The organism is Novosphingobium sp. NBM11, assembly GCF_015390225.1.
Taxonomy (GTDB): domain Bacteria; phylum Pseudomonadota; class Alphaproteobacteria; order Sphingomonadales; family Sphingomonadaceae; genus Novosphingobium.
Genome location: NZ_VUOG01000001.1, coordinates 479,909 through 504,130, shown reverse-complemented (window position 1 = coordinate 504,130; position 24,222 = coordinate 479,909). Strand labels below are relative to the sequence as shown.

At 63.7% G+C, this 24,222-nt stretch carries 27 protein-coding genes and 1 pseudogene; 22 read left to right on the top strand and 6 right to left on the bottom strand.

The window, feature by feature from the left end; genetic code table 11:
* Positions 1 to 10 precede the first annotated feature (10 nt).
* From bluB to F1640_RS02370, 17 genes are all read left to right on the top strand, one after another.
* Positions 11 to 640, top strand: coding sequence for a 5,6-dimethylbenzimidazole synthase (gene bluB, locus F1640_RS02450; RefSeq protein WP_124810531.1), 630 nt, complete (start codon positions 11 to 13; stop codon positions 638 to 640).
* A 25-nt stretch (positions 641 to 665) separates the two neighbouring features.
* A complete protein-coding gene (locus F1640_RS02445; protein WP_066653785.1) occupies positions 666 to 1,073 on the top strand; it encodes a DUF1636 domain-containing protein in 408 nt (135 codons plus the stop codon).
* Complete coding sequence (cobT, locus tag F1640_RS02440; protein WP_066653783.1) at positions 1,070 to 2,086, top strand: nicotinate-nucleotide--dimethylbenzimidazole phosphoribosyltransferase; 1,017 nt, start codon at positions 1,070 to 1,072, stop codon at positions 2,084 to 2,086. Before F1640_RS02445 ends, cobT begins: the two co-directional genes overlap by 4 nt.
* Entirely contained in the window at positions 2,083 to 2,652 is a 570-nt protein-coding gene (locus tag F1640_RS02435; protein ID WP_194917570.1) for a histidine phosphatase family protein, read from the top strand. The genes cobT and F1640_RS02435 overlap by 4 nt, the downstream gene beginning before the upstream one ends.
* Positions 2,649 to 3,389, top strand: a complete 741-nt coding sequence (locus tag F1640_RS02430; protein ID WP_066653778.1) for an adenosylcobinamide-GDP ribazoletransferase — start codon at positions 2,649 to 2,651, stop codon at positions 3,387 to 3,389. The genes F1640_RS02435 and F1640_RS02430 overlap by 4 nt, the downstream gene beginning before the upstream one ends.
* Positions 3,386 to 4,369, top strand: a complete 984-nt coding sequence (gene cobD / locus F1640_RS02425) for a threonine-phosphate decarboxylase CobD (protein WP_073977036.1) — start codon at positions 3,386 to 3,388, stop codon at positions 4,367 to 4,369. The genes F1640_RS02430 and cobD overlap by 4 nt, the downstream gene beginning before the upstream one ends.
* The gene (gene cbiB, locus F1640_RS02420) at positions 4,362 to 5,312 is read left to right on the top strand and encodes an adenosylcobinamide-phosphate synthase CbiB (RefSeq protein WP_066653886.1); all 951 of its coding nucleotides are present in this window, start codon (positions 4,362 to 4,364) and stop codon (positions 5,310 to 5,312) included. Before cobD ends, cbiB begins: the two co-directional genes overlap by 8 nt.
* A complete protein-coding gene (locus F1640_RS02415) occupies positions 5,300 to 6,787 on the top strand; it encodes a cobyric acid synthase (RefSeq protein WP_066653776.1) in 1,488 nt (495 codons plus the stop codon). The genes cbiB and F1640_RS02415 overlap by 13 nt, the downstream gene beginning before the upstream one ends.
* A complete protein-coding gene (gene cobU / locus F1640_RS02410; RefSeq protein ID WP_073977033.1) occupies positions 6,784 to 7,311 on the top strand; it encodes a bifunctional adenosylcobinamide kinase/adenosylcobinamide-phosphate guanylyltransferase in 528 nt (175 codons plus the stop codon). The genes F1640_RS02415 and cobU overlap by 4 nt, the downstream gene beginning before the upstream one ends.
* A gap of 530 nt (positions 7,312 to 7,841) precedes the next feature.
* The gene (locus tag F1640_RS02405) at positions 7,842 to 9,830 is read left to right on the top strand and encodes a ParB/RepB/Spo0J family partition protein (protein ID WP_073977034.1); all 1,989 of its coding nucleotides are present in this window, start codon (positions 7,842 to 7,844) and stop codon (positions 9,828 to 9,830) included.
* 167 nt (positions 9,831 to 9,997) lie between these two features.
* The gene (locus F1640_RS02400; RefSeq protein WP_194917567.1) at positions 9,998 to 10,906 is read left to right on the top strand and encodes an ArdC family protein; all 909 of its coding nucleotides are present in this window, start codon (positions 9,998 to 10,000) and stop codon (positions 10,904 to 10,906) included.
* Positions 10,903 to 11,199, top strand: coding sequence for a zincin-like metallopeptidase domain-containing protein (locus F1640_RS02395; protein WP_194917565.1), 297 nt, complete (start codon positions 10,903 to 10,905; stop codon positions 11,197 to 11,199). Before F1640_RS02400 ends, F1640_RS02395 begins: the two co-directional genes overlap by 4 nt.
* A gap of 11 nt (positions 11,200 to 11,210) precedes the next feature.
* Positions 11,211 to 11,633, top strand: coding sequence for a hypothetical protein (locus F1640_RS02390; RefSeq protein ID WP_194917563.1), 423 nt, complete (start codon positions 11,211 to 11,213; stop codon positions 11,631 to 11,633).
* Between the two features lie 305 nt (positions 11,634 to 11,938).
* Positions 11,939 to 12,892, top strand: coding sequence for a DUF2493 domain-containing protein (locus tag F1640_RS02385; protein WP_194917561.1), 954 nt, complete (start codon positions 11,939 to 11,941; stop codon positions 12,890 to 12,892).
* A gap of 122 nt (positions 12,893 to 13,014) precedes the next feature.
* Positions 13,015 to 13,476 carry a DUF6878 family protein gene (locus F1640_RS02380; RefSeq protein WP_194917560.1) on the top strand — a complete coding sequence of 154 codons (462 nt, stop codon included), beginning with the start codon at positions 13,015 to 13,017 and terminating at the stop codon, positions 13,474 to 13,476.
* Positions 13,477 to 13,486: 10 nt separating this feature from the next.
* A complete protein-coding gene (locus F1640_RS02375; protein ID WP_194917558.1) occupies positions 13,487 to 13,915 on the top strand; it encodes a DUF6915 family protein in 429 nt (142 codons plus the stop codon).
* Between the two features lie 361 nt (positions 13,916 to 14,276).
* Complete coding sequence (locus F1640_RS02370; protein ID WP_007688363.1) at positions 14,277 to 14,666, top strand: single-stranded DNA-binding protein; 390 nt, start codon at positions 14,277 to 14,279, stop codon at positions 14,664 to 14,666.
* Positions 14,667 to 14,781: 115 nt separating this feature from the next.
* Here F1640_RS02370 and F1640_RS02365 read toward each other — a convergent pair whose 3' ends face one another.
* Positions 14,782 to 15,012: a DUF6437 family protein gene (locus F1640_RS02365; protein WP_039338502.1), complete on the bottom strand. Its 231-nt coding sequence runs from the start codon at positions 15,010 to 15,012 to the stop codon at positions 14,782 to 14,784.
* A gap of 304 nt (positions 15,013 to 15,316) precedes the next feature.
* Here F1640_RS02365 and F1640_RS02360 point away from each other — a divergent pair, with 304 nt between their 5' ends.
* Positions 15,317 to 15,553 (top strand): hypothetical protein, encoded by a 237-nt coding sequence (locus F1640_RS02360; protein ID WP_030092316.1) that lies wholly within the window; start codon positions 15,317 to 15,319, stop codon positions 15,551 to 15,553.
* 102 nt (positions 15,554 to 15,655) lie between these two features.
* Here F1640_RS02360 and F1640_RS02355 read toward each other — a convergent pair whose 3' ends face one another.
* The gene (locus tag F1640_RS02355) at positions 15,656 to 15,850 is read right to left on the bottom strand and encodes a hypothetical protein (RefSeq protein WP_039338501.1); all 195 of its coding nucleotides are present in this window, start codon (positions 15,848 to 15,850) and stop codon (positions 15,656 to 15,658) included.
* Positions 15,851 to 16,288: 438 nt separating this feature from the next.
* On the opposite strand from F1640_RS02355, the gene F1640_RS02350 reads away from it, so the two are divergent.
* From F1640_RS02350 to F1640_RS02335, 4 genes and pseudogenes are all read left to right on the top strand, one after another.
* A complete protein-coding gene (locus F1640_RS02350) occupies positions 16,289 to 16,621 on the top strand; it encodes a hypothetical protein (RefSeq protein WP_194917556.1) in 333 nt (110 codons plus the stop codon).
* Entirely contained in the window at positions 16,611 to 19,007 is a 2,397-nt protein-coding gene (locus F1640_RS02345) for a type IV secretion system DNA-binding domain-containing protein (protein ID WP_194917554.1), read from the top strand. The genes F1640_RS02350 and F1640_RS02345 overlap by 11 nt, the downstream gene beginning before the upstream one ends.
* A 37-nt stretch (positions 19,008 to 19,044) precedes the next feature.
* Positions 19,045 to 21,972 (top strand): annotated as a pseudogene (gene mobF / locus F1640_RS02340) (MobF family relaxase).
* Positions 21,962 to 22,282, top strand: a complete 321-nt coding sequence (locus F1640_RS02335; protein ID WP_255530173.1) for a hypothetical protein — start codon at positions 21,962 to 21,964, stop codon at positions 22,280 to 22,282. The pseudogene mobF and the gene F1640_RS02335 overlap by 11 nt, the downstream one beginning before the upstream one ends.
* A gap of 24 nt (positions 22,283 to 22,306) precedes the next feature.
* Here F1640_RS02335 and F1640_RS25060 read toward each other — a convergent pair whose 3' ends face one another.
* Genes F1640_RS25060 through F1640_RS02320 form a run of 4 tightly spaced genes read right to left on the bottom strand, consistent with a single transcriptional unit; the run spans position 22,307 to position 23,885 of the window.
* Complete coding sequence (locus F1640_RS25060) at positions 22,307 to 22,504, bottom strand: DUF6961 family protein (protein ID WP_255530171.1); 198 nt, start codon at positions 22,502 to 22,504, stop codon at positions 22,307 to 22,309.
* Positions 22,504 to 22,809, bottom strand: coding sequence for a DUF5818 domain-containing protein (locus F1640_RS02330; RefSeq protein WP_194917552.1), 306 nt, complete (start codon positions 22,807 to 22,809; stop codon positions 22,504 to 22,506). Before F1640_RS02330 ends, F1640_RS25060 begins: the two co-directional genes overlap by 1 nt.
* Complete coding sequence (locus tag F1640_RS02325; protein WP_194921077.1) at positions 22,806 to 23,231, bottom strand: thermonuclease family protein; 426 nt, start codon at positions 23,229 to 23,231, stop codon at positions 22,806 to 22,808. Before F1640_RS02325 ends, F1640_RS02330 begins: the two co-directional genes overlap by 4 nt.
* Before the next feature lie 12 nt (positions 23,232 to 23,243).
* Positions 23,244 to 23,885, bottom strand: a complete 642-nt coding sequence (locus F1640_RS02320; protein ID WP_066120132.1) for a S24 family peptidase — start codon at positions 23,883 to 23,885, stop codon at positions 23,244 to 23,246.
* Positions 23,886 to 24,222: the final 337 nt, after the last annotated feature.

Below are 24,222 nucleotides of genomic sequence, written 5' to 3'. Positions count from 1 at the left end.
CGCCCCGCCTGTGTTCGACGCGGAATTTGCGGAGCAATTCACGCAATTGCTGCGCTGGCGGCGCGATGTGCGGCAATTCGATCGCCGCGCTGTGGCGGAAGCGGACATGCGCGCGCTGCTGGCCTGCGCCGCGCTGGCGCCATCGGTCGGCAATGCCCAGCCGTGGCGGTTCGTGCGCATACGGACGCCGGACATCTGCAAGGCGCTGGCCGCCCATGTCGACGGGCAAAGCGCCCATGCGGCAGAGCGTTATGCCGGGCAGGAGCGGCACGATCACTACTTGTCGCTCAAGCTGCACGGCCTGCGTGAGGCGCCCGAACTGATCGCGGTGTTCTGTGACGAACAGCCCGAGGCGGGGCACGGCCTTGGCATTGCCACCATGCCCGAAATGTTGCGCTATTCCTGCGTGCTGGCGATCCACAATCTGTGGCTGGCGGCACGGTTGCGCGGACTTGGCCTTGGCTGGGTGTCGATTGTCGATCCCCCGGCGGTCCATGCCCTGCTGGACGTTCCCGCCACCTGGTCGCTGATCGCGCTGCTGTGCATCGGCTACCCAGCCGATATTTCCGACACCCCCGAACTGGAACAGCGCGGCTGGCAGCCGCGTGAACCGTGGGCCGACCGGGTGTTCGAACGATGATTATCAATCAAAGGACCAGAAAACCATGCTGATACCCGTGGAGGACGGCCCCGCTATCGTGGCCTGCAACACCTGCCGCCACAGTGCCGATGCGCGTGAGGACGCCGCCGGAACGCGCGGCGGCGCGCAACTTGTTGCCGCGCTGCGCTCGGTTCAGCAGAGCGACGCGCGCTATGCCGGGGTTGCCGTGCAGGAAATGGCCTGCCTGTTTGCCTGCACCGATTTCTGCACCATCCACCTGCGCGCGCCGGGCAAGGTCGGCTATGTGCTGGGCCGCTTCGCCCCGGACGAGGACGCCGCTACCGCCATTCTGGACTATGCGGTCCACTATGCCGCCAGCGAGCATGGCCGGGTGCCGTTCAAGCAATGGCCGCAAGGCGTGAAGGGCCATTTCATCACGCGCACCCCGCCGCCGGGCTTCGTCGCGGAATGAGCCGGTTTGCCACGCTGGCCGCGTTTGAAGCAGCCCTTGCAGATATGCCAATCGCTGATGCGGACGCCATCGCCGCTGCGCGCGCGCGGCAGACCAGTCTGACCAAGCCAGCCGGATCGCTAGGGCGTCTGGAAGACATCGCCGTGTTTCTGGCCGGATGGCAGGGCACGGCGCAGCCGGTGATCGAACAGGGTCGCGCGGCGATCTTTGCCGGGAATCATGGCTTCGTCGTCCACGGGGTCAGCTCCTTTCCCGCCAGCGTGACCGCCGCGATGGTCGGCAATTTCACTGCTGGCGGCGCGGCGATCAACGCACTGGCCGGGGCGGCCGGACTGGATCTGCGGGTGGTTGCACTCGATCTCGACCGGCCCACGGCGGACTTCACTGTCGCTGCGGCAATGGACGAGACAGAGTGCCTTGCTGCACTTTCTGCCGGAGCGGCGGTGGTGGAGCCGGGGCTGCACCTGCTGGTCGTCGGCGAAATGGGCATTGGCAATTCGACCGCCGCCGCCGCGCTCTGCGCGCGCAGTTATGGCGGCACGCCCGCGCAATGGGTCGGGCCGGGCACCGGGGTTGATGCGGGCGGAATCGCGCGCAAAGTGGCGGTGGTGGAACAGGCACTGGCCTGTCATGCCAATGCGCCGGACACCCCGTTTGAAATCCTGCGCCGGTTGGGCGGGCGCGAAATCGCCGCGATTGCCGGGGCCGTGCTGGAGGCGCGCCGTCTGCGTATTCCGGTGGTGCTGGACGGGTTCATCAGCTGCGCCGCGCTGGCGCCGCTGGCCGCCGCCGTTCCGGCGATCACCGATCATTGCCTGGCGGGCCATTGTTCGGCTGAACCGGGGCATATCCGACTGCTGGGGCATTTGGGCCTTGATCCCCTGCTTTCGCTGGGGATGCGATTGGGCGAAGGCAGCGGCGCCGCACTGGCGGTGTCGGTAATCCGGGCAGCGCTGGCCACGCACAATGGTATGGCGACATTTGCCGAGGCCGGGGTGGCAGACGGCTTGTGAGCAGCTTTCCACTTTACCTCTTGCGCCATGGCGAACCGGAAGGCGCGGGGCGGCTGATCGGCCGCACCGATGCGCCGCCTACGGCCGCCGATATCGCGGCCTGCGCCGATCAGGCGCGGGATCTGGCGGCGGAAGTGCTGATCGCGTCCGACCTGTCACGGGCGCGTTTGGCGGGCGAGGCCATTGGGCTGGCGACCGATGTGCCGCTGTCAATCGATCCGCGCTGGCGCGAGCTGGACTTTGGCGCATGGGACGGGATGGCGCCGGGCGATGTCGAAGGCGCGGCGCTGGCGCGGTTTTGGGACGATCCCGATGGCCATGCGCCGCCCGGTGGAGAACGCTGGTCGGCGCTGGTGGAGCGTGTGTCCGCTGCCATTGACGATCTGGCCGCGCGGCCAACGCTGATCGTCACGCACGCTGGCGCGATGCGGGCGGCGCTGGCGGTGTTGTGCGGGTTTGACATGCACCAGACGTGGGCCGTTGACCTGCCCTACAATTGCCTGCTGACGTTGCGCGTCTGGCCCGGAGCAACCCCCACGGCACAGATCGCGGGGCTTTATCCGTGAGGGGCTTCATCATCGCCCTGCAATTCCTGACGCGGCTGCCTATGCCAACTCCACTGCGGACAATAGTCGTGGATGATGCCGCGTTTGCCCGGTCGATGCGCTGGTTTCCCGCTGTAGGCCTGGTTATTGGTGCAGCGGTTGCGGGAGCCGCATGGGCAGGCGCGCTGGTCGATCACCGGCTGGGCACATTAGCCGCACTGATCGTCTGGGTGGGCGTGACCGGCGCGCTGCACCTTGATGGCCTGGCCGACCTCGCCGATGCCAGCGGCGCGGCGCATAAAGATCGCGAGCGGCTGCTGGCCGTTCTGGCCGATCCCCATGTCGGCAGCTTCGGCGTTGTCGCGATTGTGCTCCAACTGCTGAGCAAGTTGGTGCTGCTGGATATGCTGGTGGATGCACGGGCGTTTGGCGCGCTGGTACTGGTGCCGTTTGCCGCGCGCATCGGCCCGCTGGTGTGGACATGGTGGCTGATGCCGCTGCATCAGGGGCTGGCGGCTCGATTCCGTTCCGCCATCGGCGCGATCGATCTTGCGGGCTGGGCGGCCGCGCTGGCAGCGGCGGCGTGGTTCACTCCGGCGCTGCTTGTCACACCATTGCTCGTTCTGTGGTGGGGGAGGCACGTGCGCCGCGCGTTGGGCGGGATTTCCGGCGATGGCCATGGTGCAGGCATCGAGTTGATCGAAACCGGCTTGCTGCTGAGCGTGGCAATCACGGGCCTATGGATACACACGACATGAACAGTTTTAGTTTTCACGGCGGCAGGTTGGCCGATGCCATGGCGCAGTTCGGCATGGGCAAGGCGCCGTGGATCGACCTGTCCACCGGCATCAATCCGCATGGCTGGCCCGGCGCGGACAATCTGGCAGTGGACTGGCAGGCGCTGCCCGACACCGGCGCGCTGAACGATCTGGAGGCCGCCGCCGCCGCCTGTTTCGGCGCGGACCCTGCCCATGTCTGCGCTGTTCCGGGCACGGAGATCGGCTTGCGCATGCTTGGCGATATCCTGCCCGGCCCCGCTATCCATGCCCAGCCCAGCTATCGCACCCATGGCGAGATGATTCCCCGCAGCCGTCCCGTAGCCCTGACCGAATTGGCGGGGACAGAGGAAGCGACCCTCATCATCGCCAATCCCAACAACCCCGATGGGCAGATCACCCCGCCCGCGACGCTGCTGGGCTGGCTGGAGGCGCGGCGCGACAGCGCAGCGTGGCTGGTCGTGGACGAAGCCTTTGCCGATGCCGCCCCGCACAGCAGCCTTGCCGCCCATGTGCAGGACGAACAGCGGCTGATCATCTTCCGCTCGTTCGGCAAATTCTTCGGGCTGGCCGGGGTGCGGCTCGGCTTTGTGCTGGGACCGCGCGCGCTGATCGCGCAATATCGGCAGCGGTTGGGCAGTTGGCCGCTATCGGCAGCGGCGCTGGCCATCGGCACGGCGGCATATCAGGATGTGGACTGGACAGCCGCCATGCGGATGGCCTTGCTTGAACAGGCGGATGCGCTGGACGCGGTGCTGGCGCGGCGAGGTTTCAGCGCGATAGGTGCCTGCCCGCTGTTCCGGCTGATCGAAACGGACAATGCCGCCGCGCTGTTCGAACGCCTTGCGCGCCATGCCATCCTGACGCGGCCGTTCGATTACGATCCGCGCTGGCTGCGCCTGGGCCTGCCCGCCGACCGAGAGGCGCTGGATCGCCTTGATGCGGCGCTGGCTGATGATTGATCTGACTGCTTTCCTGGCCTTGGTGCTCGACGCGGCAGTGGGCTGGCCTCAGCCGCTGTATCGCCGGATCGGCCATCCTGTGGGCATCTTTGCGCGGATTATCGCCGCGCTGGAACGGCGCTGGAATGTCCCCTCGCGGTCCGATGGACAGCGGCGCATGGCCGGGGCGGTCACCGTCCTGCTCCTGCTGGGTGTGGCGGGCGGTGCGGGCTGGGTGCTGCAAAGTCTGCTCGTGGCAATCGCCGGGCCTTGGGCCTGGCCCCTGATCGCTGTGCTGGCCTGGCCGGGTCTGGCGCAGCGCAGCCTGTACGACCACGTGCGCCCCGTTGCCGATGCGCTGGAGCGGCAGGATATGCCCAGCGCGCGCGCCGCAGTCGGCATGATCGTTGGCCGTGATACGGCGGCGCTTGATGAAGCGGGTGTTGCCCGAGCGGCGATCGAGAGTCTGGCGGAAAGTTTCTGCGACGGGGTGGTCGCGCCGTTGTTCTGGCTGCTGGTGCTGGGGCTGCCCGGTATCTGGGCCTATAAGGCGATCAACACCGCCGACAGCATGATTGGGCACCGCGAGGAGCGATGGCGCGCCTATGGCTGGGCTGCGGCCCGCACCGACGATGCGATGAATCTCGCGCCAGCGCGTCTCGCGGGATTGCTGATCTGCCTGTGCGGCGGGGGTGGCTGGCGGATAGTATGGCGCGATGCGTCCAGGCACGCCTCGCCCAATGCGGGCTGGCCCGAGGCCGCGATGGCCGGGGCGCTGGGGCTGCGTCTGGCGGGGCCAATCGCTTATGACGGGATTCTTTCGGACAAGCTCTGGATTGGGGAGGGAGACCGCCCGGCCCGGGCAGAGGATATTCAGCGCGGATTGGGCATCTACGCCCGTGCATGTCTGTGCCTGTGGTTGATAGCGGCCGGAATTGCAGGAGGTGCAGCATGGGCGCTATAATGCTTCAGGGCACCGGCTCTGATGTGGGCAAATCCGTGCTGGTGGCGGGGCTGTGTCGCGCCTTGGTGCAGCGGGGTTTGCGGGTCTTGCCGTTCAAGCCGCAGAACATGTCGAACAATGCTGCCGTCACCAGCGATGGCGGCGAGATCGGCCGGGCGCAGGCCTTGCAAGCGATCGCCTGCAAGGTGGAGCCGCATACCGACATGAATCCGGTGCTGCTGAAACCGCAGGCGGATCGCACATCGCAACTGATAGTGCATGGCCGGGTGCGAGGCACATTGGGCGCGGGCAATTTCCGGCAGGCACGGGGCGCTTTGCTGGGCGAAGTTCTGGCCAGCTATGAGCGGCTCCGTCAGGCCTGCGACATCGTCGTGGTCGAAGGCGCAGGATCTCCTGCGGAAATCAACCTGCGCGCAGGCGACATTGCCAACATGGGATTTGCGCGCGCGGCAGGCGTGCCAGTCGTGCTGGTGGGCGATATTGATCGCGGCGGAGTAATTGCCGCCATCGTTGGCACGAAAACGATTATCGACCCGGCCGACGCGGCGATGATCCAGGGCTTCATCATCAATAAGTTCCGGGGCGATCCCGCCTTGTTCGCCGATGGCTATGCCCAGATCGAAAGCTTGTCAGGCTGGCGGGGTTTAGGTGTTGTCCCGTGGCTGGGGGCCACCGCGCGTCTGCCAAGCGAGGATGCCGTGGTACTGGAACGCGGCAAGATGCGCGCAGGGGGGCGCACCATGATCGCCTGTCCGATCCTGCCGCGCATTTCCAATTTCGATGATCTTGATCCGCTGAAGCTCGAACACGAGGTAGAACTGCACATGGTTCCGCCCGGTCAGCCGATTCCGGCAGAAGCCGCGCTCATCATCCTGCCCGGATCAAAGGCGACCATTGCCGATATGGCCGCTTTGCGCGACGAAGGCTGGGACATCGATATTCTGGCGCATCACCGGCGTGGCGGGCTGATCCTTGGGATTTGCGGTGGTTACCAAATGCTCGGCAAAAGTATCGCAGATCCCGATGGGATTGAAGGTCCGGCCAGCGCTGCCAGCGGCCTTGGCCTGCTTGATGTCGAATCAACCTTGCACGCCCACAAGGCGTTGCGCCCGGTCAGCGGGCTGGCGATGGACGCGCCTTTTCAGGGGTATGAAATGCACATGGGGCAAACCAGCGGGCCGGACACGCAGCGGCCCTTCGCCCTGCTTTCCGATGGACGCTGCGATGGCGCGATTAATGCAGGCGGAACGGTGTTTGGTTCCTATGTCCACGGCCTGCTGGCCGATGCGGAGCTGCGCCGGGCACTACTGTCGCGCATGGATGTAGAAGCCGGGGGCGTGGACTATGGCTTCACCGTCGAGGCGGCGCTTGACGAGATCGCAGTCGCGCTGGAGGAGGATCTCGATATCGACGCGCTGGTGGCGCTGGCGATGGCGGAACGCCCCGCCTCCGTCCCAGCGAGAGACAGTGCATGAGCAGTGCCTTGCCCCATTTGCTGGTGCTGGGCGGAGCTCGTTCGGGCAAAAGCCGCTTTGCCCAATGCCGGGCAGAGACCCTGACAGGTAAACTGGTCTATCTGGCGACAGCCCAGGCCTTCGATGATGAGATGCGCGAACGAATCGCGCTGCACCGCGCCGATCGCGGTCCGCGCTGGTCAACTGTCGAGGCACCGCTGGACCTGGCGGTGGCAATCACGGCATATAGCACGCCGGAAACGGTGGTGCTGGTCGATTGCCTGACGTTGTGGGCTTCGAACCTGATGCTAGCGGAACGCGATACTGCTACCGCTACGGAAGGACTGGCGCGCTCGCTTTCAGCCGCACGGGGGCCGGTCATTCTGGTCGCCAACGAAGTGGGTCTGGGCATTGTACCCGACAACGCCCTTGCCAGAAGGTTTCGCGATGTTGCGGGCCGCATCAATCAGGAAATAGCGGCAGTGGTTGAAGAGGCAGTCATAATGTTCGCCGGCCTTCCATTGACGCTGAAACCTAAAGGATGAGCGGCTAGCCATACCACTTGCCACTGTGCAACTCGTGGGGGCAGGTGGTATGGGGCAAAGCCAGATCCAGCGTGTCGGTGACGTCGCCAGCAATGATTGTGGTGCATAGCTTCCACTAGATGATGTAGCGGGAATAACGGTGTCTGCGGCTCGCTGATTAGCGAGTATGCCTTCGGACTCGGGGATCCCCGACCGCAGAGGTAATCACCGAAGTGCGCCAGTGCTCGCTGTCGACCGGTCTTGACAGCCTGGCCCGTTTTTTGTCCCGGTGTTGACACCTGAGCCGGAAACCTTTTGCCCCAGACCCCCATCCGCCCCATCTCACGCTAGCTAAGGCGGGTTGCGGCGAAGTCTGCCGTTTGAGCGGCGCACGTCGAACGGCAGCATTGTCCCAACCATGGTCATTCGTCATAGCCCGCTGCAATTGGGAGATTTGCTGCGAACGCAATAGAGGGGAGTGGGCTTTGCCCTGATTGAGCCAGTTGGGCGTCGATAGTCGATGTGCCGGGCTCACATCAGGAGCGTGTCACATGATCAAGTCGATTCCACTGAACAAGCTCGTTCAGTCGCCCCGTAATGTCCGCCGTCACAGTGATCCAGCTGCCGATGCCGAGCTCAAAGCCAGCATCGCAGCCCATGGACTATTGCAGAATCTCATTGTCCGGCCCGCGGGGAAGGGCAAGTTCGAGGTCGAAGCTGGCGAACGCCGCCGCCGCGCGATGCTGGCGCTCGCGGACGAAAAGCTCCTTGCCCGCGATCACGAAGTCACGTGCCTCGTGCTCGAAGACAGTGCCGAAGCCGCGGTCGAGACCAGCCTCGCGGAGAATTTCCACCGCTTGGCCATGAACCCTGCTGATGAAGCCCAGGCCTTTGCCGCGCTTGTCGCAGGCGGTGCGACTGTCGAGGACGTTGCTCGCCGCTTCGGTCTGACTGTCCGCTTCGTCGAGGGCCGTCTGCGTCTCGCGACGCTCGCGCCCGTTGTGTTCGAGGCACTGGCATCTGGCCAAATCACCCTCGACATTGCCAAAGCCTTCGGCGCCATTTCTGATCAGGACATCCAGGCCCGTGTCTTCGAGCAGGTTTCCTCGGCCTACTACGCGCCCAATCCCGACAGCATCCGGCGCATGGTCCTCTCCGGGACTGTCCGGGGCAGCGATCCCCGGGCCCGACTTGTAGGCCGCGACGCCTACGTCGCTGCCGGTGGCCGGATCGAGCGCGAACTGTTCGATGACGACAACAGCGAATCTTGGGTCGATGTCGCGCTGCTCGAGAACCTCGCCGCCGCGAAAATGGAAGAGCAAGCGAAAGCTCTCGCCGCCGAGCAGGGTCTTGCCTGGGTCAAGCCCACGCTCGATCCCTATGCCAGCCACGATCTGGTCGAAGGGTTCGTCCGGCTTCACGCCGAACCGGCACCGCTGACCGAAGCCGAATTGGCAAGGCTCGACGAACTCGATACCTCCTATGACGAACATGCGGCGATCCTCGAAGACGAGGACAGTGCCGAGGAGGCTGTGGCTGCGGCCGAAGCGGCAATCGAGGCCATCGAACGCGAGTGCCAGGAAATCCGGGCCCGACCGCCGGTTATCGCGCCCGAGCTCAAAGCCGAGGCAGGAATGGTGCTGGTGCTCTCCCGCGATGGCACGCCGGTTCTCCAGCCGGTGTTCTACGGCGAGCGTCAGGCTGAACCCGTCGAAGCCGACGATCGGATCGAAGTAGTTGCTGGCGAGGAAGGTTCGGACAAGCGCCGGACGACCTTGTCCAAGCGCCTGGTTGACGAGCTCGCGATGCAGCGCCGGGATGTCCTGGCACTGCACGTTGCATCTGACCCCGGTCTGGCGCTCGACATCATGGTCTTCACGCTTGCCGATGCCGATACCCACGACTGGCGGGCGCGGGCTGCGAGCACGCTGCGCGCGCCTGTTCCGGCAGGCCCGATCATCGGCTTCGAAGCCAAGGATGCTCCGGCGAGCAGCGGGCTTGCCGAGTTCCGCTCCAGTCTCGACGAAAGCTGGCGCGCTGGTGACGATGCGATCTCCCGCTTCGATCTGTTTCGGGCGCTGCCCGATGACAGCCGCGCGGCCTGGCTTGGCTATGTCGTTGCCCGGTCGCTCGAGGCGAGCCTCAACATGGCCGGTGAGCGTCAGCTGCCATTCCAAGATCATCTCGGAAGCCTGGTCGGCATCGACATGGCGCAGTGGTGGCGCCCGACGGCGGCCAACTACTTTGATCGGGTGTCGAAGCAGGTGATCCTCGATGCGCTGACCGATGTCGGCGGTCTCGAGCTCTCCTCGCGCTTTGCGTCGGTCAAGAAGGGTGACCTGGCGATGAGCGCCGAGCGCGTCTTCGCCGGCACCTACATCACCGAGGTCGAGGTCCGCGAAAAGGCTCTGGCCTGGGTGCCCGAGGTCATGTGCTTCGCTTGCACTGCACCGGAGGTTGGGGAAGCCGAGATCGAAGCAGCTGACGCTGAGGTTGTTGTCGACGGCGAAATTCATCCCCCCCGCGAGCTGGCCGCCTGACCTCCTCCTGACAGGCAAGGCCACTCGCACCTCGAGAAGCGGTCCTTCGGCTTCCGCCGGAGGGCCGCTTCCTTTTTGGAAGCAGAGCAGAGGGGGCTCGGGAACCTGTGGCACTGACCGGCGAACCCGTCGCCGACTGTCCAGATGCCTCAATCAGGAGAACCATCATGGCCTATCGCAAGCGGCAGGGCAGCGGCGTGTCGCCCGCCACGCGCATCACCCAGGAAATCATCGCTCGTCTGGAAGCAGGCACGAAGCCGTGGATCAAGCCGTGGCGCGGTGTCCCGGTCTCCCGGCCCTTGCGGGCGTGCGGGATTCCGTACCGGGGCATGAACGTGTTCTGGTTGTGGATGGTCGCCGACATGTGCGGCTACGCCTCGCCATTCTGGATGACCTACAACCAGGCAAAGTCGCTCGGAGCCCAGGTCCGCAAGGGCGAGAAGTCGACCATCGCGATTTTCTACAAGAGCTACACCAAAGAGGTGGAAGCGCCGGATACCGGCGAAAAGACCGACGAAGCCCGCCGGGTGCTCAAGGCCTATCCGGTCTTCAATGCCGATCAGGTCGAAGGTCTGCCCGAGCGCTTTCATCCGGCCGCGACGTTGGAACTGGTCGAGCCGGAAGGCCGCGAGGCCGAGCTCGACGCCTTCTTCGCCGCCATCCCCGTCAACCTGCGCCATCAGGGCTGCGAGGCCTATTACGAGCCGACTGCGGATCGCGTCACGATGCCTCCGGCCAGCCTGTTTAACGGTTTCGATCACTACTACGCCACGCTCGCCCACGAATGTGGTCACGCGACTGGCGCAAAGCATCGGCTCGACCGCAACTTTGCCGAACGGTTTAAGCGCGACAGCCTTGCGATCGAGGAGATTTGCGCCGAGCTAACCGCATCGTTCGTACTCGCCGATCTCGGCATCGCCCATCACCCACGGCCCGATCACGCCGCCTACGTCGCGTCCTGGCTGCGCGTGTTCAAGGATGACCCACGTGCCATTTTCACAGCCGCCAGCAAGGCCCAGGCCGCAGCCGATTGGATGCATGCCCAGCAGCCCCAGGCCGAGGAGATGGCGGCGTGAAACAGGTTCGCAAAAATGGCGCTGGAATTCACATTAGCGCTGGACTGTCAGGATATGTCGCCGAACTCTCCAGCGCCATGCTGGGCGCCGAGCTGGGTCTGCCGGTCACGCATCTCGACAATCACGCCAGCTATATCGAGCACTGGCTCAAGCTGCTGAAGGACGATGACCGCGCCATCCTAACCGCTGCAGCCAAGGCCGAAGAAGCCGCGAGCCTGCTGCTCAAGCTCGGCGGGAGGGTCACCCCTGACCAGTTTGACGACGCGTCAGACGACGCGGCGCTCGCGGCCTGAGGGAGGATGCCATGGGCCGATCGGTCAGCTATCCCAGCGGCGCAATCGTCGCATTCACGGTTCTCGAGGTCGAAGCCGAGGACGACTGGGAATTTGAGTATGAATGGCTGCGTGCCGATCTGTGCGAGCGGGCCGCCCAAGCCTTCCCGTCGCTGATCCCGCATGACGGATGGCGCGGCCGAGAAGACCGGATCCTCATGCGCAATGCCTACGCAGATTTCGGCGTATCGGTCTACGGCGGGCTGGTGGCCGTCTGGATCGTCGAGCGCGATGACGGCGCCTACTGGGACGCTGATTGGCGCACGGCCCGCTCACCGCGGGCACAGCGCTGGCTGTCCCAGATCGCAGCCCGCTTCGATGCCATGTTCGGCGAACATGACTGTCTCGGGCATATGTCGAACGGAGAGGGTGTCTACGCCAAGCGAGCGGCTTGAGCCGAGCCGGGGCGGTGCATGGATGAGGCATAGGGCGCACCCCTGCCAATGGATCTGTTCCGACCGCCCATGGCCTGGTGCCATGCGAGAGAGGCCCTGGGCCAGCCGCCAGTCTTGCGCAACCCGGCTTGGTCGGGCCCGTGTGGGCCTTGGCCCTTAGGGCTCAAGGCCTGCCCGCGCCAGCCCGCCAAGCCGGGTTTCCCCTCACGGGTGCGCAACCCTGCCTGAATGCTGGCCCTGACGGGCTCTCGCTGGCGCAGCCATGAAAGGGTGCGTCGGCCTCACGCCAGTCAGGAGGACACCCCATGCACACGTCATTCGCCGATCAACTCGCCGGGCTCGATCTCGCCGGCTTCTCGATTGGACCCGCTCCCGTATCGACCAGCGATTTCCCGGTCCGGGAGGCTGTTGTCCAAACCCTCGAAGCAGTCTGGTCCGATCTTTTCGCCATGGTGTCCGGGACCGCTCTTGAAGCCGACGCCGAGGATCTTGGCTGGGCCTTCGTCAACATCTTCCACCGCTCGGCGGAACGCAAATCGACGGCCCTTGACCGGGCGACCGACGAGGTCCGCGCGCTAATTGCTACGGCCGATGGATCCGAGGTTCACACCCATGACCTTGAGACCCAGGTCGAGCGGGCGCAGTGCGCCGAAAGTGCGATGCTGGCGCTTGAAGAGATGCGCGAGGTCGCAGCAGCCCTGTACCTCAACGAGTTCGGGTCATCGTGGAAGCCGGTCTCCAGTTCGCGCTTCAATCACAGCGCCATGATGACTTCTGCGCTCGTCGAAGGTCGCGATTTCCTGCGCGCCCTTGCAGAGGCCAAACGCCGTGCAGCCGTGCCCGAAGGAACCCCGGTCGTCTTCGCTGGCGGGCGCACCCGTCATGCGACCGAAGACGATGCACTGACCTTCGGCAACAACGTCTGGGCCACCCTCGACAAGGTCCGCGACCGCGTGCCCGACATGGTGCTCATCCATGGCGGCGACACCAAGGGCGTCGACCGCCTGGCATCGAGCTGGGCCGAACGCCGCGGCATCCCGCAGGTCACGTTCTCGCTCGACATGCGGCTGGGCGCCCGTGCCGGCTTCAAGCGCAACGAGCGGATGCTCTCCCTCGATCCGCGCTATGTCATCGCCTTTCCGGGCAATGGCGTGCTCGAACGTCTGGTCATCGAAGCCAAGGCCCGGCGGATCACTGTGGTCGATCGTCGCGGGCCCCTTGGCACCAATCCGAAGAGCACTTCGGCAGGCACTGACTGAGGTCATGCCGGTCCTCGCGCCAGCGCCGGGTCGGCGCTGGCGTCGTCCGTTAGAGGAAAGGCGCGCGCCTGTCGATGGGAGCCAGCAAATTGCCGTTGGCTTCAGTTACCAGGAGGCATTCCATGATCGATATCGAGGCTGTGACGGCCGACTTTGCCGTTCGCCAGGCCGAGCGGCAAGTGCAAGTGGCCGAAGAAATCCAGCAGCTCAAGGTCGCCATTCTTCCGCGCTTGCAGGACGCTGAGATTGCTCGGGTCGAGATCCGTTTCGACGGATGCGGCGACAGCGGTGCCATTGAAGAATGCGCGTGCCTCGATGAAGCCGGCACTGCGATTCCGTGCCCGGAAGTCTCCCTCAAGGAAGGCGAAGCAGACAGCGTTGATCGTACCGGTTCCGGAGAGCCGCAATCACTCGGGCAAGCACTCGAACAGCTGACCTACCTGGCGCTCGAACGTCACCATCCGGGCTGGGAGATTAATGACGGTGCCTGCGGCCAACTCGTGATCGATGTGGCTGAGGCGACGTTCGTGCTGGATTGCAGTCTGCGCTTCATTGCGACCGATGATCACTCGACCGAGCTCTAGGAGACCTGGCATGGCCCACTGCTACTACCACGCCCTCTCGTCGGTCCGGAAATGGGGCGGCACGGTCGATGACTATCTCCCGCTGCACCAGTGGTTCGACCAGTCCAAGGCAATCCTGGCAGACCCACGGCACCGCGCGCTGCGGCACCATGCCGAGGGGATATTCATGCTCGAAACACTCTTCGGCGTGACCCTCGTCAATGCCGATGGCCGGGTCGTTCCGGTGCGTCTGGTCGGCGAACAGCACGTACGCGAAGACCTGGGTTCGATCCCCTCCTTTGCGGACTGGGCGCGCTTGATCACGCCGCAGGCCTGGATGCTTCGAGGCAACCCTCTGGACGGCGCTGAAGGGGTGACGATCGATATGCCTCTCTCCGGTGAAGCAGTTTCGTCCAGGAGTGAGCCACCGGTTGGAGGATCGGTCAGTATCGTGATCTAGGAAGGGGTTCTCCGTTGGAAGGTCGGGCAGGGATGATCCCGCCAAGACCGGATGAAAAACGAGGCAGGGCAAACCTGTTCTAGGCATCCAGCTCCACCCGGCTTCGATGCAAACCTGTCCCTGAATCACCCCCCGTCGAGACGCGCAACCCGGATCAGGTCCGGCCGAGTTGCCGGGCACGATTTTGCGCATCGCTGGTGCCGAAAACCGGTTCCCACTTTTCGGCGCGATGCTGCGTGCCCGACTGCCCGCACCACCCGAACCAGTTCCGGGTTTCCCTTCGGTGCGCTTCGCCGCGGGGCGCTTCTGCTCGGGTTTTGCAGCCGGGATGGCCCCGGATTGCTCGATCAGGAGAAAGCCCATGACCAATCTCGTTATCCTCGTTGGCCGCATCGCTCGCGACCCCGAAACCCGCACCACCCAGGGTGGAACCAGCATCACCTCGATCTCGGTCGTGACCGACCGTCCCGCCCGCAAGGATGGCAAGACCTACAAGGACGAAAACGGCTACACCGCCAAGGACAGCGAATTCCACCGGATCACCTGCTTCAATGGCCTCGGCCAGAATGTCGCCAAGTACTGCACCAAGGGCCAGCTCGTGACGGTCGAAGGCCGCATCCACTACACCCAGTGGGAAGATCAGAGCGGCACCAAGCGCTACGGCTGCGAGATCATCGCCGACAAGGTCGACTTCCTCACCAAGGGCCGCTCCGGCAGCAACGAAGGTGCTCCCGATATCGATGAGGACTGAATGTCCTTGCCTCACGACAAGGCCCCGGTGGCAGACGCCATCGGGGCCTTTTCTTTTGTACGCCGGCGATGCGGCGGCGCGGGGCATCGAACCCCTTGCCGCCGCCGGATGGGTTTTACGCGGGAGCAATCCGCTTCAGCGTTTCCTCGATCCCGAGCGCCATCGATGCGCGAACGATCTGGCGCAACTGCGCCGGATCGATCGTCTCCGCGCCGCACTCGATCAGCAGCTTTCCGAGTTCGGTCGCTGCTTCTTCGCGGAGACGCGCCTCCTCGTTCTCGAGTTGGGCACGCTGTTCACGCAGCTTCTTCAAGGCATCGCGGGCAGTAGGTTTGGACCTGGCCATAGTGCTTCCTTCTTGCTGGCCGTTGGTCCCCTCCGCTGCCGATCTTGGCACTGCGGGCGCATGTAGGAAAATGTTTTGTGGGGCAGGCGTTGGAGAGGTCTCTCTCGCAGAAAGACCAAGTGTGATGCGGGCTTTGGGGCTGCGTCAAGGACGACGGGGCCCCACCATTTTTACCGGGCAAGCCCGGCAAAAATCGTTGCCCCCATCGCCGCTTCGCGGCCGCTATCGCGGTCCCTGACCCAGCCCGTCACCCACATCCTTCGCAGCTCCTGATGCGACGCATCGAACATCAGGAGGAAAGATCATGTACGCTTCACTGAACATTGCCGCTGCTGGTCCCGCCGCCGATCAGGCAGCCTTCGTTGCTGCCCTGGATCAGGCCCATGCCCGGTCCCTTCACAGCTACTTCACACAGTACGTCCTGACCGATGACGAGGCAGGCTATATCGCGGTGGATGAAGGCGACTACGGCGCCTTGCCCAAGGCCATGCTGGACCGTGTCATCGATACTGTGCCGGGCCGTCTCAGCGATGAATTCTGACTCGCCGGTTTGGGAGGAAGTCCGTCAGGGCTTCCTCCTTTCTTTTTGCTCGTAGACCGTTTCGGCATCCCTCGGCCGGTACGGAGAGGCAGGTTACCAGCGTCAGTCGGGGGTATCGGGACGGTCGAGATCGGCGAGCCGTTCCGGCATACCCAGAACCTTCATCGCTGCGGCCTCAATGGCTTCTGCCTGAGTCGGGAAAGCCTCGGAAGAACTGATCGACACCCCGTTCGGGTAAGTGACTGTCGCTTGGAAGCCGTTGCCCTTCGGTGTTGCACTCAATGTGACCTGGCCCATGCGGCGCCTCCTTTCTGCCCGGAATACTGGCTGCATCATAGGCGTCGATCCCGTCTGTGCCTATCGCGATCCGCGGATCGGCCACCTGGCGAGGACCCTGGGAATGGGGATCGCTAAACGCATCATCCGTTACAGGATCAATAGCTGGTTCCTCTCCTCGCAGTTGGGGACACTTGGGCACACCGTACGCGACGAATCGCAGGAAAACTGGATAGTAACCCTCGGAAATATAGAGCGTTATGGGGAGAATCCTGAAATGGCAGCTTCTCCGTCAAAAATGACGTGGGCGAGAGGACTTACGTGGATTTGACCCAAGATGGGATGCGAATGGCGGAATTCCGCCGCTTATGATGTTCTTGACATGTTCTTGAATCTGACTTAGTGTCGACCTTGCCTTTCGCAGTGTGAACCGGGCTCCTGACCACAAGGAGTCCGTGCATGACACGGCCAATCTGTCTCCAGGTTTACATCTCCAGCGAGCTTAGTTCGCTGATCCGCAAGGCTGCCAAGGCCAAGGGGATCAGCATGAGCGAATGGGTTCGTGCCTTGCTCGCCAATGCCTGCGCCGAGGACGATCTTGCCTGCCGGCTCGACGCTTCCATTGAACGCATTTCCCGCCGCTCGGTGTTCCTCATGGTCGGTGTGGATGCGCTACTGGCAGGGCACCCCGACCACGCTTTGCGCGGTCGGGCACACCAAGCTTACGTGCGCAAATGCAAAGAGCTCGGCCTCACCACCGCTACCGGCGAGGGAGGTTCCGATGAAGCGTAACCTCGTCAATTTCACGCGCGGCAGCCAGCTGCTCGGACACTTCAGCTTCATGTTCGCGGCAGGTCTCAAGGGTCCCTTGATCGTTGCCGCGCTCGTGATCTCATGGACATCCTGGTGGACCATTTCGGCAGGGCTCACCGACCACGAAGTCTACCTTGTCTGGATGCGGATTTATGCCGCCATGTACGGTTTCATGGAGTTCGATCCCGCCAAGCGTATCACGCTGGAAACCGCCTTCGGCGCATCCATTCAGTTTCCGATTGCCCAGCTCGACCACTACCCACCGGTTGTCCATGCGTGGGAAAAGCTGACAGATCTTCTGACCAGTGCCTTGTGGCGATCGGGGTTCCTGCTGGTCCCTGCCTTTGCCGTCTTCTACTGGTTCGCCGAGCGGTTCGGTGGTCGTTCCAAGGAACGCAAACACGAGCGCGGCGCCATGCTTGTCACGCTTCCCGAGCTCGTCGATGAACTGACAAACCACAACCGGCGCGAGCGCACCCGTGAGCTCGATTCCGCGATGGGCTGGAAGTGGCGGCTCAGCCTGCCGCGAGAGATCGCCCGGGTCTTTCCCTACCGGCCATCGCATATCGCCACGGTGACTTATCCGTGGCGCCTTGAACAGAGCCACGCGATGCTCATTGGCACCACCGGCATGGGCAAGACCGTGGCGATCTCGGACATGATCGCGGAGGCAAGAGCCAAGGGCCAGCGCTGCGTGGTTTTCGATCTGACCGGTGCTTTCATCGAGCACTTCCATGCCGCCCATTGCGACATCATTTTGAACCCGCTCGATGCGCGCTGCCCCCAGTGGAGTCTCTTCGACGAATGCCGCACCGAAGGCGAATTCTGGGCCGCTGCCGATGCCCTCGTGCCCCATGACGGGGGCGGGGAAGCCCAGTTCTGGGTGATCGCTGCCCGCGCCCTGTTTGTCGAATTTTGCCTCAAGCTCGTGGCGGAGGGCAGGGCAACCAATGATGCCCTGGCGCGCGAGCTGATGACCGCGGACCTGTCGCGCGTGCATGCCATGATGCGCGGAACGATCGCCGATCCGCTAACCGCGCCGGAAGCCGCGCGCATGGCGGAATCGATCCGGGCCGTCTTCAACGTCAACGCCAAGGCGCTCAAGCTGCTACCGACTGCAGGCCCTCGTTTCTCGGTCCGCGAGTGGATTGAGGACGGAGCCGATAGCACCCGAAGCGAAGGCTCGATCCTGTTCATTTCGGCCCGCTATGTCGACATGAGTGTTTGCGCGCAGCTGCTCACACTCTGGCTCGACACCGCGATGAACACGCTGATGACGATGCCTCGCACGCGCGATCTCAAGTGCTGGTTCTTCGTTGATGAACTGGGCGCATTGCATCGCCTGCCAGCCCTCGAAAAGGGCTTGCAGACGGCCCGCAATTTCGGCGGCGCGATTGTCCTTGGCCTTCACGCCTATGCCAAGCTCAAAGAAGTCTACGGCGAGAACATGGCGATGACGCTGGCATCGCTGGCTCGGACGAAACTGATCCTCGGAACTGCCGATCGCGAAACGGCAACCTGGTGCTCTGACTTCATTGGACATCGCCAGGTCCGGGACATGGAGGAGGGCTATACCTACGGCTACAACAACGCCCGTGATGCGGTCAGCCTGACCCCGCGCAAGCACATTGAACCGCTTTTGCTGCCCGACCAGCTCATGAACCTGCCGCGCTTGTCCGGGTACATCAAGTTCCCCGATGGTTTCCCTGCTGCGCCCGTCAAGCTCACTCCCGTCGACCGTCCCAAGCGGGCGGAGACCTTCATCGCAAGAGTGAAGGAAGGGCCAAAGGCACGCGTCGTTGAGCCCCGGCCGCCGGCGGAGCAGTCTGAGCCATCCGCTGCATCGGTGGGCAATGAGCATCCCTCGGCCAACGACGACGGGGCAGGGAAGCCGGTCGTGCCCAAGCAGGGAGAACTTGCTCTCGACAAGGGGCAGCAATCCGGGCCGAGGCAGAAGCCCGAAGAGCCCGCAAAGGACTTGCATCAGGCCGTTGAAAGCACATCGGGTAAGACGCCGAAGCAACAGGAGCGAGCAGCCCGATCCGGGAAAGAAAAGGTGGGCAGCGCCAACCGGGAGGGTTCGAAAACCCGAACTGATGCAAGGCCGAGAAAGGCTGGGCCCTCCGCTCGCCCGCTCTTGCCTACCGGCGAGGCCACCTCGACGCAGGAGCCGCCGGCTACTCCCAATGGTACTGCTAGAGCCGGAACACCGGACGCAAATCCGCTGCAAGACGGCAAGCAGGATGGTCCCAAGAGCGTACGACCCAGCGATGCAGTAGCGCGCAAGCTGATGCTCGAGGATGGGCTGCGCGAGCAGGAACCGCCGCCAATTCCGGGTCCCGACCTCGGCGACATGGAGATGTGATCATGTCGCCGATTGCCGCAGCCTCGGGGGACAAGCGATGCTATCGGTAGCCAATGTCCGCACCGCCGGCGGCGCGGCCAATTACTTTGCTGCCGACAATTACTACACGCGCGCAGACGCTGATCGCTCCGGCGAATGGCTGGGTAAAGGCGCTGCCACCCTGGGGCTGGCTGGGGCCGTGGATGCGCGGCAGTTCGAGGCAGTCCTTAAAGGAATGCTGCCGGATGGTAGCCGGTTTGGCAGTGACAATCGGGCGCACCGGGCGGGGACCGACCTCACCTTTTCGATGCCGAAAAGCTGGTCGGTCCTTGCTCTGGTGGGCGGCGATAAACGGATCCTCGATGCCTACGCCGCGGCCGTTCGGGAAACCCTGCGCTGGGCCGAGAAGAACCTCGCCGAGACCCGGATGGAAGTTCGCGGCCGGGAGCGTGCCGTCCAAACCGGAAACCTTGCGATCGCGCTCTTCCAGCATGACACCAACCGCAACCAGGAACCCAATGCGCATTTCCATGCGGTCGTTGCCAATGTGACCCAGGGGCCTGACGGCAAATGGCGGGCGCTGCGCAATGACAAGCTCTGGCAGCACAACACCTTGCTCAATGCTATGACAATGGCGCGGTTTCGTCTGGGTGTGGAGAAGCTCGGTTACGAGGTTGGAGAGTTCGGCAAGCACGGCAATTTCGAGGCTGTAGGGGTGCCCAAGGGCGTGCGCGATGCCTTCAGTTCACGGCGTGCGGAAATTCTGGATTGACTGGCGACCATGGAAGGCAAAGGGCTGGCCGCGCGCAACGCAGCAAACCTCATGACCCGGGCCGACAAGGGGCGGATCGAGGATCGCGACGCGCTGCGGCAGCAGTGGCAGGATGCGTCTGCCAGGCTTGGCTTCGATCCCGCCACCGTCATTGCCAGAGCCAACGGACGCAGCGCACAGGATCTTGGTAATGTGGCTGGCTTGCGGTCAACGATGTGCGGGCTTGTCCGCCATGCTCAGGCCCTCGCGACCTCCTTTGCCGAGCGTCTGGGCCTGCGGGAAGGTGATCCGCTGATACCTGCCCGGCTGACCAATCGCAGCGTTGAGCAAGTCGCCGCAATTCATGCGGTAGCCTCGGCTGTCCGGCATCTGGGCGAACGGGAAGCGGCATTCACACGCACCGAGATCTACCGCACTGCACTTGGTTTTGCGCTCCCCACATCGCTTGCAGACATTGAGCAGCGCGTCGACCAGCTGCTCCGCCAGGGGCAGCTCGCGAAGGGCAGGGGTGCTGACCGGGAACTGCTCACGACACGCGACGCGATCAGCCTCGAACAGCGCATCATCGCAGGGGTTGAAGACGGGCGCGGCGCCGCTCCGGCGATTGTCTCTCCCGACCTTGCTGGGACCCGCCTGCAGGCACTCTCCCAGATCAAGTACGGGCTCACCTTGAACGCTGGACAGGAAGGTGCGGGGCGGTTGCTGCTTGGATCAAACAACCGCATCGTTGCCATCCAGGGCGTCGCAGGAGCGGGCAAGAGCACGGTCCTCAAGCCCGTCGCGGACATTCTGCGCGAGGAGGGAAGGGCCGTGCTCGGGCTCGCGGTGCAAAACACGCTGGTCCAGATGCTTGAACGCGATACGGGCATTCCATCGATGACGGTGTCGCGGTTTCTCGCGCAGCACCGCGATCTCCTCGAAGGGGCCGATGCGGACCGCCTCGCCGAGGCCCGGGCCGATATGCGCGGCAGTGTCGTGCTGCTCGACGAAGCCTCCATGGTCGGCAATGCCGACAAGGAAAAGCTGGTGCGCCTCGCCAACCTGCTCGAACTCGGCCGCTTTGCGAGCATCGGCGACCGCAAGCAGCTTGGCGCAGTTGATGCCGGCAAGCCGTTCGATGTGATGCAGCAGGCCGGGATCGAGACGGCCGTCATGAGCACCAATCTTCGCGCACGCAGCGAAGGCCTGCGCGAAGCTCAACAGGCGGCGCAAGAAGGGCGCATTGAGGATGCCATGCGCCATTTGGGATCCCAGGTGAGCGAGGTGGGGAATGATGCTGCTGTCGAGGCCGCTGCGGCTTGGTTGTCGCTCTCGTCAGCCGAGCGTGAGGCAACTGCAATCTATGCCTCAGGCCGAAACTTGCGCACCGCCGTGAACGATGCTGTGCAGACCGGCCTTAAAGCGAACGGGGAGCTTGGTCCTCAAACCATGCGGCTCCAGACCCTGTCGCGCATTAACGTCACCCGCGAGGAGCTTCGATACGCGAGCACCTATGCTCCCGGCATGGTGGTCGAGGTCGCGCGGCGTCAGCGGAGCCAGGGCCTTGCAGCAGGCGAGTACCGGGTGGTCGGAACTGATGTGCCTCGCGAGCGGGTCACGCTGGAGAACGAGCGCGGCTGCCAGTTCGAGTTTCGTCCTGGTCAGATAAGGCCGCAAGGTGAACAGGATCCGCTGCGCCTATTCGAAGTCCGCGCTCTCGACATTTACACCGGCGACAAGATCCGGTGGACCGAGACCGATCACCAGCGCGGCCTGCTCAATGCCGACCAGGCCCGGATTGTCGCAGTCGAAAAAGAGGCTGTCGTGGTGAAGACATCCTTGGGCGCAGAGCACAGACTCGAACGCGACGATCCAATGCTTCGACGTCTCGATCTCGCCTACGCGCTCAATGCCCATATGGCGCAGGGGCTAACCTCCGATCGCGGAATTGCAGTCATGGATAGCCGCGAGCGCAATCTGGCCAACCAGCAGACGTTTCTGGTCACGATCACACGGCTCCGCGATGGCCTCACCCTCTATGTCGACAATGCTGGCAAGCTTGAAGCCGCGGTCGAGCGCAATGCCGGTATGAAGCGCTCGGCGCTGGAAACGGTCGATCTCCTCCGCGACGCTGCGTCCAAAGGGCAGGCCAAAGATCGTGTCGATCTTGCACCGGAACGCAAGCCGCCAGAGCTTGACCGGTCGATCACCAAGCCATTCGAGATTGGCATCTAGCGACCTGCTGTCCCAATGCGTCCGCACACTGCCGGTTGACGGGAAGTTCTTTATTTGTTCTCATTGGCCCATGCCCCGAATCTCCGACGATATCCTTCTCACGCACCTCGAAGTTGCGCTGGCCGTTGCGCCGGAGCACACGCTCTTGCGTCTCAATGCCGATGATCCACGCGCCCAACGCAGCGCCAGGGTCGATCTCGCTCGTCATCTGGTCGAACGCATGCGCGGCTTCACCATCGAAAGCGACAGCCATGGCGGCGCAGGCGCGCAATCCTGTCTCTTTCCCGGCGATCTCTCGCCAATCGGATGACCTGGCCGGTCTCGTCGGTGACGCTTAATGCGGTGGCTTGTCAGAGGCGTTGGAGCTCAGCTGGACAATCCGCTCAGCGATAGCCTGCCATGTTCGAATGCCTGCTTCGTCGCCGGCAAGTGCGAGAGCACCAATCTGTTCGGCGACGTGCAAGGATGCTTTGTCCCCATGGGATTGCAAGACATGGTTGGCGCAGGCCCAGAGTTCCCAGTCGCTGAGCATCAGCCTAGCGCGCTCACGACCGTGCTAACCGTCGCGAAGAGGCCATAGGCGACGAAGGCGGCGACAAGAAGGAATTCGAGGCGGATTTTGAATGCTGCCGGACGAGGCTGGCCGGCCAGCCATATCTGTTCGCAGGTAAACCCGTTGAACCCCAAACGCTCCCCGACCACTTCGACGCGAGAGCCGATAAGCTTGCGTACCTGGCGAGTGTTGTCGAGCTCCCAGGTCCCGCCACCATCGGTGCGCAGCACTGGTCCGTTTGGTGCGCGTTCTACGATGCCGGTCAGATGCGTGCTGCTGCTCACCGGCAAGCCGGGCCTTTCCAGTAGCGATCCCAGCGCAGCACGGTGCCGGTCTTGATCATGGCGCATGACAGATCAGCGCCTGACGGCAGGCGGCACCAGGCAGCGGTCCTGTTTCCGCCTGCGCCCCCCTCGGAGCGGCATGTCAGTCGCGGCCCCCTTACCACCACATGACCGGTCGAGATCGTTCCGCGAGCGCCGCCCATCAGCTGTACCAGCGCATCGCGCGGCTCAATCGCCGAGGCAGCGGGGCAGGGCTGATTGGTCCGGCAGGTGCCGTCCATTTCCCGCGCAGCGATGCCGGCGATCCGAAGGTGAGGACCTTCCGCACACCAGACCGGGCCATCGCCATCCCAGACGTGGGTCGGTGTGCATGTGAATGTCTGTCCGGAGGCGACGATCGAGGCGGCAAGCAAGGCGAGTATCATATGGCTCCCTTAGAGTGCTCGTCCGAACCAAAGAACCCGCCCGACGATATTGAGCGTCCGCTTCTCGAGACCGCGCCAGCTCGGATAGGCCGGGTTGTCGCTCAGAACCGAAGCGCGCTTGCCCTGCGGTTCGAGGGCAATCCGCTTGACGCTCAGCATGTCGTCCATTCGCAGGACATAAATCCCGTCTCTCAGGCGCGCCTGGCCATCCCCAAGATCGACCATCACTTCGTCGCCATCGTGCAGGGTGGGCTCCATGGAGTCCCCATGCACGGCGATAATCGAAAGGCTTGATGCCTTGCTTGCGGTCAGGCGGCGTAGCCACTTTTCGTCGAACCCAAATTGCGCGGATTTGGCTTCCATCTCCGCGAGAGCGCCGTGGCCGGCTGATGCCTCGACATTGAGCAAGGGCACATGGACCAGTTCGACGACCGGGCCTGACCGACGGGCAGGGGCACCGAGAATCTTCTCATCGACCCCGAAAAATCGCGCCAGAACCGAGCGATCCTGCTCGTCCAGCTGCCTTGGGCTGCCGCGCCGAATGTACTGCTGGATGTAAGCGGCATTGCGCCCCAAAAGGCGAGACACGGCGGAATAGTTCACGCCTCGCTTCTGAATGAGCTCGTCCAGGGCTCTCCGTGCGTCGTCCATGACTGACAGTCCTATCGCGGGCGCCTAGGAAAATCGATCCTAGACTCTAGGAAGCCTTCCTAGTAAGAACATATCAAGAACGCAAGCGTAAAGCGAGTCTACGGCCATGGAGCTTCTGGAGCAGATCGAGGCATATCTGGCGCAAACACGGACGTCGCCGAGCACCTTCGGTCGGCACGTCGTGGCAGATCCTCGCTTCGTTCAGGACCTAAGGGACGGGCGCAGGCCACGCCGAAAAACCTGTCAGAAAGTCTCGGAATTTCTGGCGAGCTCAGAGACAGTTAGCCGCGGGTAGGTCGACCAAACATAACAGCAAGGACATTTCCGAATCTCGTTG

Coding starts and splice junctions, on each gene's coding strand:
- cobD (WP_073977036.1), top strand. CDS start 3,386: ATGAACAGTTTTAGTTTTCACGGCGGCAGGTTGGCCGATGCCATGGCG.
- cbiB (WP_066653886.1), top strand. CDS start 4,362: ATGATTGATCTGACTGCTTTCCTGGCCTTGGTGCTCGACGCGGCAGTG.
- F1640_RS02350 (WP_194917556.1), top strand. CDS start 16,289: ATGACACGGCCAATCTGTCTCCAGGTTTACATCTCCAGCGAGCTTAGT.
- F1640_RS25060 (WP_255530171.1), bottom strand. CDS start 22,504: ATGCTCAGCGACTGGGAACTCTGGGCCTGCGCCAACCATGTCTTGCAA.
- F1640_RS02385 (WP_194917561.1), top strand. CDS start 11,939: ATGCACACGTCATTCGCCGATCAACTCGCCGGGCTCGATCTCGCCGGC.
- F1640_RS02345 (WP_194917554.1), top strand. CDS start 16,611: ATGAAGCGTAACCTCGTCAATTTCACGCGCGGCAGCCAGCTGCTCGGA.
- F1640_RS02365 (WP_039338502.1), bottom strand. CDS start 15,012: ATGGCCAGGTCCAAACCTACTGCCCGCGATGCCTTGAAGAAGCTGCGT.
- F1640_RS02380 (WP_194917560.1), top strand. CDS start 13,015: ATGATCGATATCGAGGCTGTGACGGCCGACTTTGCCGTTCGCCAGGCC.
- cobU (WP_073977033.1), top strand. CDS start 6,784: ATGAGCAGTGCCTTGCCCCATTTGCTGGTGCTGGGCGGAGCTCGTTCG.
- F1640_RS02415 (WP_066653776.1), top strand. CDS start 5,300: ATGGGCGCTATAATGCTTCAGGGCACCGGCTCTGATGTGGGCAAATCC.
- cobT (WP_066653783.1), top strand. CDS start 1,070: ATGAGCCGGTTTGCCACGCTGGCCGCGTTTGAAGCAGCCCTTGCAGAT.
- F1640_RS02355 (WP_039338501.1), bottom strand. CDS start 15,850: ATGGGCCAGGTCACATTGAGTGCAACACCGAAGGGCAACGGCTTCCAA.
- F1640_RS02400 (WP_194917567.1), top strand. CDS start 9,998: ATGGCCTATCGCAAGCGGCAGGGCAGCGGCGTGTCGCCCGCCACGCGC.
- F1640_RS02375 (WP_194917558.1), top strand. CDS start 13,487: ATGGCCCACTGCTACTACCACGCCCTCTCGTCGGTCCGGAAATGGGGC.
- F1640_RS02320 (WP_066120132.1), bottom strand. CDS start 23,885: ATGGACGACGCACGGAGAGCCCTGGACGAGCTCATTCAGAAGCGAGGC.
- F1640_RS02390 (WP_194917563.1), top strand. CDS start 11,211: ATGGGCCGATCGGTCAGCTATCCCAGCGGCGCAATCGTCGCATTCACG.
- F1640_RS02370 (WP_007688363.1), top strand. CDS start 14,277: ATGACCAATCTCGTTATCCTCGTTGGCCGCATCGCTCGCGACCCCGAA.
- F1640_RS02360 (WP_030092316.1), top strand. CDS start 15,317: ATGTACGCTTCACTGAACATTGCCGCTGCTGGTCCCGCCGCCGATCAG.
- F1640_RS02405 (WP_073977034.1), top strand. CDS start 7,842: ATGATCAAGTCGATTCCACTGAACAAGCTCGTTCAGTCGCCCCGTAAT.
- F1640_RS02445 (WP_066653785.1), top strand. CDS start 666: ATGCTGATACCCGTGGAGGACGGCCCCGCTATCGTGGCCTGCAACACC.